Source organism: Streptomyces cahuitamycinicus (assembly GCF_002891435.1).
Lineage (GTDB): Bacteria > Actinomycetota > Actinomycetes > Streptomycetales > Streptomycetaceae > Streptomyces > Streptomyces cahuitamycinicus.
Genome location: NZ_POUC01000335.1, coordinates 1 through 9,072, shown reverse-complemented (window position 1 = coordinate 9,072; position 9,072 = coordinate 1). Strand labels below are relative to the sequence as shown.

Annotated in this window: 8 protein-coding genes; 5 read left to right on the top strand and 3 right to left on the bottom strand. The window is 70.7% G+C overall.

Features of this window, described 5'->3' with window-relative positions:
• From sucB to aceE, 3 genes are all read left to right on the top strand, one after another.
• Nucleotides 1-984 (top strand): 2-oxoglutarate dehydrogenase, E2 component, dihydrolipoamide succinyltransferase (gene sucB, locus C1J00_RS31930; RefSeq protein WP_102912467.1); only part of this gene is annotated, 984 nt, incomplete at its 5' end.
• 255 nt (nt 985-1,239) lie between these two features.
• Nucleotides 1,240-1,863, top strand: a complete 624-nt coding sequence (locus tag C1J00_RS31925) for a GntR family transcriptional regulator (protein ID WP_102912466.1) — start codon at nt 1,240-1,242, stop codon at nt 1,861-1,863.
• A 267-nt stretch (nt 1,864-2,130) separates the two neighbouring features.
• A complete protein-coding gene (aceE, locus tag C1J00_RS31920) occupies nt 2,131-4,833 on the top strand; it encodes a pyruvate dehydrogenase (acetyl-transferring), homodimeric type (protein WP_102912465.1) in 2,703 nt (900 codons plus the stop codon).
• 71 nt (nt 4,834-4,904) lie between these two features.
• On the opposite strand, the gene C1J00_RS31915 is transcribed toward aceE, so the two are convergent.
• Both C1J00_RS31915 and C1J00_RS31910 read right to left on the bottom strand, forming a co-directional pair.
• Nucleotides 4,905-5,045 (bottom strand): methionine/alanine import family NSS transporter small subunit, encoded by a 141-nt coding sequence (locus tag C1J00_RS31915; protein WP_102912464.1) that lies wholly within the window; start codon nt 5,043-5,045, stop codon nt 4,905-4,907.
• Nucleotides 5,045-6,613: a sodium-dependent transporter gene (locus C1J00_RS31910; protein WP_102912463.1), complete on the bottom strand. Its 1,569-nt coding sequence runs from the start codon at nt 6,611-6,613 to the stop codon at nt 5,045-5,047. Before C1J00_RS31910 ends, C1J00_RS31915 begins: the two co-directional genes overlap by 1 nt.
• 139 nt (nt 6,614-6,752) lie before the next feature.
• On the opposite strand from C1J00_RS31910, the gene C1J00_RS31905 reads away from it, so the two are divergent.
• Complete coding sequence (locus C1J00_RS31905) at nt 6,753-7,739, top strand: helix-turn-helix transcriptional regulator (RefSeq protein WP_102912468.1); 987 nt, start codon at nt 6,753-6,755, stop codon at nt 7,737-7,739.
• A 56-nt stretch (nt 7,740-7,795) separates the two neighbouring features.
• Nucleotides 7,796-8,314, top strand: coding sequence for a DUF4240 domain-containing protein (locus C1J00_RS31900; RefSeq protein WP_102912462.1), 519 nt, complete (start codon nt 7,796-7,798; stop codon nt 8,312-8,314).
• Between the two features lie 88 nt (nt 8,315-8,402).
• Here the strand turns inward: C1J00_RS31900 and C1J00_RS31895 are convergent.
• A partial coding sequence (locus C1J00_RS31895) for a peptidoglycan recognition protein family protein (protein WP_102912461.1) occupies nt 8,403-9,072 on the bottom strand: 670 nt, incomplete at its 5' end.

Here is a 9,072-nt window from a genome sequence, read left to right as displayed (position 1 = left end):
CCGGCTCCGGCGCAGGCCCCGGCCGCTCCGGCCGCCGCCCAGCCGGCCGACGACGGCGCCTACGTCACCCCGCTGGTGCGCAAGCTCGCCGCCGAGAACGGCGTCGACCTGGCCGGCGTCAAGGGCACCGGCGTCGGTGGCCGGATCCGCAAGCAGGACGTCATCGCCGCCGCCGAGGCCGCGAAGGCCGCCACCGCTGCTCCGGCTCCGGCCGCCGCCGCCCCGTCGGCCGCCAAGAAGGCCCCGGTGCTGGAGGCGTCCCCGCTGCGTGGCCAGACCATCAAGATGCCGCGGATCCGCAAGGTCATCGGCGACAACATGGTCAAGGCGCTGCACGAGCAGGCGCAGCTGTCCTCGGTCGTCGAGGTCGACGTCACGCGTCTGATGAAGCTGCGCGCCCGTGCCAAGGACGCGTTCGCGTCGCGTGAGGGCGTCAAGCTCTCCCCGATGCCGTTCTTCGTCAAGGCCGCGGCCCAGGCGCTGAAGGCGCACGCGCCGATCAACGCCAAGATCAACGAGGCCGAGGGGACCATCACCTACTTCGACACCGAGAACGTCGGTATCGCGGTGGACTCCGAGAAGGGCCTGATGACCCCGGTCATCAAGAACGCCGGTGACCTCAACCTCGCCGGCATCGCCAAGGCCACGGCCGACCTGGCGGGCAAGGTCCGCGCCAACAAGATCACCCCGGACGAGCTGTCCGGCGCGACCTTCACCATCTCCAACACCGGGTCGCGCGGCGCGCTCTTCGACACGATCATCGTGCCGCCGGGCCAGGTCGCGATCCTCGGCATCGGTGCGACGGTCAAGCGTCCGGCCGTCATCGAGACGGAGGACGGCCCGGTCATCGGCGTCCGCGACATGACGTACCTGACCCTGTCCTACGACCACCGCCTGGTGGACGGCGCCGACGCCGCCCGTTACCTGACGGCGGTCAAGGCGATCCTGGAAGCGGGCGAGTTCGAGGTCGAGCTCGGCCTCTGACCTCGGCTTCCACGGCTGATCGGTGCCCCGTCCGGTTCTTCCGGGCGGGGCACCGTCGTACCCAGGGGCGCGGGGCTGTATCGATGTGCGGCTCCGCCGCGTGGGCGCGACCGGCCACGACGGCGCCGCAGCCCACAACCACCCCACACCCCCGTGTAAGTCTCGTCTCACCTGCGCCAGAGCGCCCCCAGCCGCCTCACCCGCGGAGCGAACCGGCCGTATTGTCTAAACGTCAATCCCGTCTAAGGAGCTTTCATGACCGCGCCCGTCATCCACTCGCTCCGCGAGCAGATCCGCGAGCACATCCTGGAGGGGATCATCAGCGGACGCTGGCAGCCGGGCGAGCGGATCGTGGAGCGCCGGATCGCCACCGAGCTGGAGGTCAGCCAGACCCCGGTCCGCGAGGCCCTGCGCGAGCTGGAGTCTCTGCGCCTGATCGAGTCCGCTCCGAACAAAGGCGTGCGCGTCCGCAATCTCACGGCCGCCGACCTGGAGGAGAGCTACCCGGTCCGGGCCGGTCTGGAGGCCATCGCCGCGGAGCTGGCCGCCCAGGGCCTCGCGGAGGACTGCTCGGCACTGGAACCCCACGTCATCGCCCTGTACGAGGCCGACCGCAGCTCCGACGGCACGGCGCAGGTCCGTCACACCGTCGCCTTCCACCGCGAACTCGTGCGCGCCGCGGGCAATTCCGTCCTGCTGCACACCTGGGAAGGCCTCGGTATCGAGGTGTTCACGGCCCTGTCGATCCGCTGGCTGGGCACCCGGCAGCAGTCGTACGCCGAGGAGCACGAGGAGCTCGTCGCCGCGTTCAAGCGCCGCGACCCCCGCATCGCCGAACTCGTGAAGGCCCACGTCCTGGGCTGCGCGCCCCGGGCGTGACACCCGAGCACACCCGCGCTCATACGCCTCCGACCTGCGGAAACCGCTCATCAGCCAGTCACCGCGTGCCATCGCCGGAGGCACCCCGTGCCTACTTTCTCGTGATCAAGAGGTTTTGCCGCTCAACCCTTTGATCGATCATCGATCAGCGGGTTACAGTCGCCGACGGGCTTGCCACCCAAGCCCCAGCCCTGTCCTGCCAAAGACAAAGGGCACCCCCGATCCCCTTACGTGAGGGAACCCCCTTCGACTGAGGAAGGCGGCGACATGACCGACCCCAACGCCATCCAGCCGAGCGCGCTCGACCAGCTCCCCGACCGGGACCCGGAGGAGACCGCCGAATGGCAGGCCTCGCTGGACGCGGTCGCCAAGGCGGCCGGGCCGCACCGTGCCGCGTACCTGATGCGCCGCACGCTGGAGCGCGCCGAGGGCGCCGGCATCGCGCTGCCGAAGCTCCTGGAGACGGACTACGTCAACTCCATCCCCACCGCCGCCGAGCCGGCCGTGCCCGGTGACGAGGCGATGGAGCAGCGGATCACCGCGTGGAACCGCTGGAACGCGGCCGCGATGGTCACCCGGGGCAGCAAGTACGGCGTCGGCGGCCACATCGCCACCTTCGCCTCCGCCGCCTGGCTGTACGAGACCGGCTTCAACCACTTCTTCAAGGGCAAGGAGGCCGACGGCTCCGGCGACCAGCTCTACATCCAGGGCCACGCCTCCCCCGGCATCTACGCCCGCGCGTTCCTCGACGGCCGTCTGAACGAGGAGCAGCTCGACAACTTCCGCCGCGAGTCGGGCGGCAACGGCCTGCCCTCGTACCCGCACCCGCGCCGCCTGCCCTGGCTGTGGGAGTTCCCGACCGTCTCCATGGGTCTGGGCCCGCTCTCCGCCATCTACCAGGCGCGCTTCAACCGCTACCTCACCAACCGCGCCATCAAGGACACCTCCGCCTCGCACGTGTGGGCGTTCCTCGGCGACGGCGAGATGGACGAGCCCGAGTCGACGGCGGCCCTGGCGCTGGCGGCCCGTGAGGAGCTGGACAACCTCACGTTCGTCATCAACTGCAACCTGCAGCGCCTCGACGGCCCGGTCCGCGCCAACTTCAAGATCGTGCAGGAGCTGGAGGCCCAGTTCCGCGGCGCCGGCTGGAACGTGATCAAGACGCTGTGGGGCACGGCCTGGGACGAGCTGTTCCGGCTCGACACCACGGGCGCGCTCGTACGCCGTCTGCGTCAGGTACCGGACGCGCAGATCCAGACGTACCAGACCCGCGACGCGGCCTACATCCGCCAGGACTTCTTCGGCGGCGACCCGGCGCTCGTGGAGATGGCGAAGCTGCTGAGCGACGACAAGATTTTGGAGTGCTTCCACCTCTCGCGCGGTGGTCACGAGTCGCGCAAGGTGTTCGCCGCGTACAAGGCGGCCGTCGAGCACAAGGGCGCGCCGACCGTGATCCTGGCCCAGACGGTCAAGGGCCACACCCTGGGCGAGGGCTTCGCGTCGAAGAACGCCAACCACCAGATGAAGAAACTCTCGGTGGACGAGTTCAAGAACATGCGCGACCTGCTCGAGCTGCCGATCAAGGACAGCGACTTCGTCGACGGCGTGGTCCCCTACGGCCACCCGGGCGCCGACTCCCCCGAGGTCCGCTACCTCCAGGAGCGGCGTGCCGCCCTCGGCGGTCCGGCCCCGGCCCGCCGCGTGCACCCGGTCGCGCCGCTGCCCGCCCCGGCCCAGAAGGCGTTCACCTCCTTCGACAAGGGCTCGGGTTCGCAGAACGTGGCCACCACCATGGCGTTCGTCCGCCTGGTGAAGGACCTGGTCCGCGACAAGGAGACCGGCAAGCGCTGGGTGCCGATCGTCCCGGACGAGGCGCGCACCTTCGGTATGGAGAGCCTCTTCCCGTCCCTGGGCATCTACTCGCCCAAGGGCCAGACGTACGAGCCGGTCGACCGCGACCAGCTGATGTACTACAAGGAGGCCAAGAACGGTCAGATCCTCAACGAGGGGATCACCGAGGCCGGTTCGATGGCCGACTTCATCGCCGCTTCGACGTCGTACGCGACGCACGGCGAGGCGATGATCCCGTTCTACATCTTCTACTCGATGTTCGGCTGGCAGCGTACGGCCGACCAGATGTGGCAGCTCGGCGACCAGCTCGGCCGCGGCTTCCTCGTCGGCGCCACGGCCGGCCGTACGACGCTGACGGGCGAGGGCCTGCAGCACGCCGACGGCCACTCCCCCGTGATCGCGGCGACGAACCCGGCGGCGCTGTCGTACGACCCGGCGTTCGCCTATGAGGTCGCGGTGATCGTCAAGGACGGTCTGCGCCGCATGTACGGCGATGCGGCTCCGGGCGAGGACCAGAACGTCTTCTACTACCTGACCGTCTACAACGAGCCGATGCCGCAGCCGGCGAAGCCGTCCGTCGACGCGATCGACGAGGGCATCGTCAAGGGCCTGTACCGCTTCAACACGGCGGAGTCGGCGGGCATCACGCCTGAGGCCAACGCCCCGCGGATCCAGCTGCTCGGCTCCGGTACGGCGATCCACTGGGCGCTCAAGGCGCAGGCGCTGCTCGCCGAGGAGTGGGGCGTGGCGGCCGACGTGTGGTCGGCGACGTCCTGGAGCGAGCTGCGCCGGGACGCGCTGGAGGCGGACGAGGCCGGCTTGCGCGGCGAGGAGCGGGTGCCGTTCGTGCGGCAGGCGCTCCAGGGGGCCGAGGGCCCGGTGCTGGCGGTCTCCGACTACATGCGCCAGGTCCCGGACCAGATCGCGCAGTGGGTCGAGCAGGACTGGTCCTCGCTGGGCGCCGACGGCTTCGGCCTGTCGGACACCCGTGAGGCGGCCCGCCGCCACTTCGGGGTCGACGCCGAGTCGATCGTCGTCGCGGCCCTGGCCCAGCTTGCCAAGCGCGGCGAGGTCAAGGCGACGGCCGTGAAGGAAGCGCGCGCGAAGTACGGTCTGTAGGGACGACGAAGCGGTCGCCGGCCTCCCGTGATCCGGGAGGCGGCGGCCGCTTCCGTGGTACCGCCGGGACGCTACTCGGCGTGCGGGAGCGTCGCCTCCTCGGTGGTCGGTCCCGGGTCAGGGTGGCGGCGGAGCTGGACGATGGCCAGTCCCAGGCCGCCCCAGACGATGAGGATCGCGATGATCATCATGATGATGGCGCCGCCGGACATCAGCGGTCCCCCTTTCCGTGCCGCTTGCCCTTTCGGTTGCCCTCGGCCTCCTCGAGGGACTCCATGTCCAGGTCGCTCAGCCCGCCCTCGGACGCCTTCCACGGGATGAGGGAGAGCAGCACGCCGACCACCAGCGCGGCGATCGCCACGCTCCAGCCCGCTCCCAGCAGGAAGCCGGTGGGGTAGTCCTCGTAGTTCTCGTCGAACTCCGAGCGCAGGCTGTCGATCATCATCCAGCCCAGCACCACGGGGGTGACGATGCCGAGGCAGATCCGCCACCAGAGGCCGAGCCGCATGGCGGAGGTGGCGTCGGCGTCCCGTTGCAGTTCGGGCAGCTTGCGCATGAACCAGGCCACCGCGATCACACCGACCAGCGCGGCCATCGCGATGCCGTACTGGTTGATGAAGTGGTCGGAGGCGTCGAGCAGGTAGACGCCCTCGTTGGTCGGGAACAGCAGGATGGAGGCCACCGCCACGGCGCCGCCCACGCCGAACACGGCGGGGATGCGGCGCATGCCGGTGCGGTCCTGCACGGCGGAGACCACCACCTGGACGATCGAGATCAGCGAGGACAGACCCGCGATCACCAGGGACACGAAGAACAGCACGCCGAAGGCGCCGCCCAGCCACATCTCGGAGATGATCGTCGGGAAGGCGACGAACGCCAGCCCGAGCCCCGCGGTCGCCACCTCACCGACGGGCACCCCAGCGGCCTGCGCCATGAAGCCCAGCGTGGCGAACACGCCGATGCCGGCGAGGATCTCGAAGGAACTGTTGGCGAACCCTGCGACCAGGGCGGAGCCGGTGAGATCTGCGCGGCGCCGCAGGTAGGACGCGTAGGTGATCATGATGCCGAAGCCGATCGACAGCGAGAAGAAGATCTGGCCGTAGGCGGCCACCCAGACGCTGCCGTTGGTCAGCTCCGACCAGTCGGGCCGGAAGAAGGCGTCCAGCCCCTGCGCCGCACCGTCCAGGGTGAGGGCCCGGATCACCAGGGCGACGAAGAAGACCACCAGCAGCGGGATGAAGATCTTGTTGGCCGTCTCGATGCCGCGGCGGATGCCGAACGCCAGAATGCCCAGCACCACCACCCAGACGGCGATGAGCGGCCACAGCACCCCCGAGACGTAGCCGGAGACGAAGCCCGGCTCCTCGGACGCCTTGAGGAAGGTGCCGAAGAGGAAGCCCTCCGGGTCGTCGCCCCAGGCCTGGTCGGCGGAGAAACCGATGTAACGGACCGCCCAGGCGATGATGACCGCGTAGTACGTGGCGATCACGAAGGAGATCACCACCTGCCACCACCCGATCGCCTCCGCCGGGCGGGCCATCTGCCGCAACGCCGCCGGGGGCGAGGTCCGGTATCTGCGCCCGATCGCGTATTCCATGATGAGCAGCGGGATACCGGCGGTGAGCAGGGCGATGAGATAGGGGAAGAGGAAGGCGCCGCCACCGTTCTCGTAGGCGACTGCCGGAAAGCGCCAGATGTTGCCGAGCCCGATGGCGGAGCCGATCGCCGCCAGCAGGAATCCCGTGCGTGTGGCCCATTGTTCGCGAGGCTGTTTCGCCATGTGTGTCCTCGTCGAGGGACGTCCCGGTGATCCATCGAACATCTGCATCCGTGAACTCCGACCGACGCTAACAGCGGTGACGGCGTGATGACACAGTGTGTACGGCCAGGCAGGTGGCGCGCCCGGCACAATGGCAGCCATGCGTGCTGCCCGGCTGATCAAGATGGTGCTGCTGCTCCAGTCCCGGCCGTCCATGACCGCCGCCGAACTGGCCCGTGAGCTGGAGGTGTCGGAGCGGACGGTCACCCGGGACGCGCAGGCGCTGTCGGAGGCGGGCGTGCCGGTGTACGCGGACCGGGGCAGGGCCGGTGGCTACCGGCTGGTCGGCGGTTACCGGACGCGGCTGACCGGGCTGCACCGCGGCGAGGCCGAGGCGCTGTTCCTGTCCGGGGTGCCGGGGGCGCTGCGCGAGATGGGGCTGGAGGACGCGGCCTCGGCGGCTCAGCTGAAGGTGTCGGCGGCGCTGCTGCCGTCCCTCAGGGACGCTTCCAGGACGGCCGCCCAGCGGTTCCACCTGGACGCGCCGAACTGGTTCAAGGAGCCGAAGACGCCGGAGCTGCTGCCCGCGGTCGCCGACGCGGTGTGGGACGACCGGCGGATCAGTGCCCGCTACCGGCGCGGGGAGGGCGAGGTCGTCCGGGAGCTCGAGCCGTACGGGCTCGTGCTGAAGGCGGGCGTCTGGTACCTGTGCGCGCGGGTGGCCCGGGGCGGGTCCTTCCGGGTGTACCGGATCGACCGGTTCACGGCGGTGGACGCGGACGGTGAGCGCTTCGAGCGGGAGCCGGACTTCGACCTGCCCGCGTTCTGGGAGGAGCGGGCGGAGCAGTTCGCGCGGTCCATCCTGCGGGCCCGGGTGGTGGTGCGGCTGTCCCCCGCCGGTGTGCGCGCACTGCCGTACGCCCTGGATGCGCTGACCGCCCGGGAGGCCCTGGCGGACGCGGGCGCCCCGGACGAGGGCGGCTGGGTGACGGTGGACCTCCCGGTGGAGTCCGAGGAGGTCGCCCACACCCAGCTGGCGGCACTGGGCCCGGAGGCGGAGGTGCTGGAGCCCGCGAGTCTGCGCGAGCGGTTCGCCGCCGACGCGGCGCGGCTGGCCCGGCTCTACCGGCCCGAGTCCGGCGCATAACGATCCCGCGCACTCCGGGTGCGCCCCTGTGCCCCAGGGCCGATGCTGGACCCGTGATGGACGAGACGGAGTTCTGGGAGCTGGTGGACGACACCCGGGAGGCCGCCGAGGGCGACCCGGAGGAGCAGGCCGACCTGCTCGTGGAGCGGCTCACGCAGAAGGACCCGGACTCGGTCCTGGACTTCGCCCGGCACTTCGAGTCCCGCTACAACCGTGCCTACCGCTGGGACCTGTGGGGCGCCGCCTGGGTGCTGCTCGACGGGGCGAGCGACGACGCCTTCGACTTCTTCCGGTGCTGGCTGATCGGCCAGGGCCGCCATGTCTTCGAGGGCGCCGTGCACGATCCGGACTCCCTCGCCGAGCTGCTGGACGACTTCGACGAGGAGATCGACGGCGACGGCGAGGAGCTCGGCTACGCGGCGGACGAGGCCTACGAACAGCTCACCGGGGTGGTCGCCCCCGATCTGGGGATCGCTCCTGCGCCCCCCGAGCCGGAGGGCACACCGCTCGACTTCGAGAACGAGGGGCTGCTCGCCGAGCGCTATCCCCGGCTGTGGGAGCGCTTCAGGGGCTGATGATCAGGCGATCCGCCGGCTGCTGGTGCCGGAGGTGACGTAGGCGTGTGTCCGCTCGGCCTGCACCGCGTGGGCAGGGGGCCGGATCTCAGGGCGCCGCGCGTTCGCCGTGGTCTCGCTGGGGACCGTCCGGCCGGCCCTGGAGACGGGCCGCGAGCTGTCTGATCTCGGGCAGGCGGGCGTGCAGGGCGGCGCCCGGGCAGCTGGTCATGTAGCCGTCGTTGTGGCCTGCGAGGGCGGGCAGTTGCGCGGTGGAGCCGGCCGCGTACCGGCTCAGGCCGTTGCTGGAGACGAGGCGGACGTCCGCGCGCGGGTCGGTGCCGGTCAGGCCCAGCTTCCAGGCGGACAGCGCGGCGATCGCACGGATCAGGGGCCGCGGGACGGGCATGCCCTCGGTGAAGGTGCCGAGGGCGGCGATGCCCGCGGTGCGGTGGTTGAAGCCCTGGGTGTGGGCGCCGGTGACGGCGCGCTCCACGCCCCCGGCGCGGCCTTCGTAGATGGTGCCGCAGCGGTCGACGACGAAGTTGTAGCCGATGTCGTCCCAGTCGCGGGTGCCGGTCTGGCCGGTGTAGAGGTCCCGGATGATGCGGGGCGCGTCGGCGCAGTCGTAGCCGTTGGGCGAGTCGGTGTGGTGGACGAAGACGGCGGCGACCCGGTCGTCGTAGCGCGGGCGGGGCTGTGCGCGGGCGGCGTCACCCAGCCAGTGCGCTCTCGGCACGACGGTGGGGCGCGGGGCGCTGTGGGGCGTGGCTTCGGAG

Coding starts and splice junctions, on each gene's coding strand:
- C1J00_RS31925 (WP_102912466.1), top strand. CDS start 1,240: ATGACCGCGCCCGTCATCCACTCGCTCCGCGAGCAGATCCGCGAGCAC.
- C1J00_RS31900 (WP_102912462.1), top strand. CDS start 7,796: ATGGACGAGACGGAGTTCTGGGAGCTGGTGGACGACACCCGGGAGGCC.
- aceE (WP_102912465.1), top strand. CDS start 2,131: ATGACCGACCCCAACGCCATCCAGCCGAGCGCGCTCGACCAGCTCCCC.
- C1J00_RS31910 (WP_102912463.1), bottom strand. CDS start 6,613: ATGGCGAAACAGCCTCGCGAACAATGGGCCACACGCACGGGATTCCTG.
- C1J00_RS31905 (WP_102912468.1), top strand. CDS start 6,753: ATGCGTGCTGCCCGGCTGATCAAGATGGTGCTGCTGCTCCAGTCCCGG.
- C1J00_RS31915 (WP_102912464.1), bottom strand. CDS start 5,045: ATGTCCGGCGGCGCCATCATCATGATGATCATCGCGATCCTCATCGTC.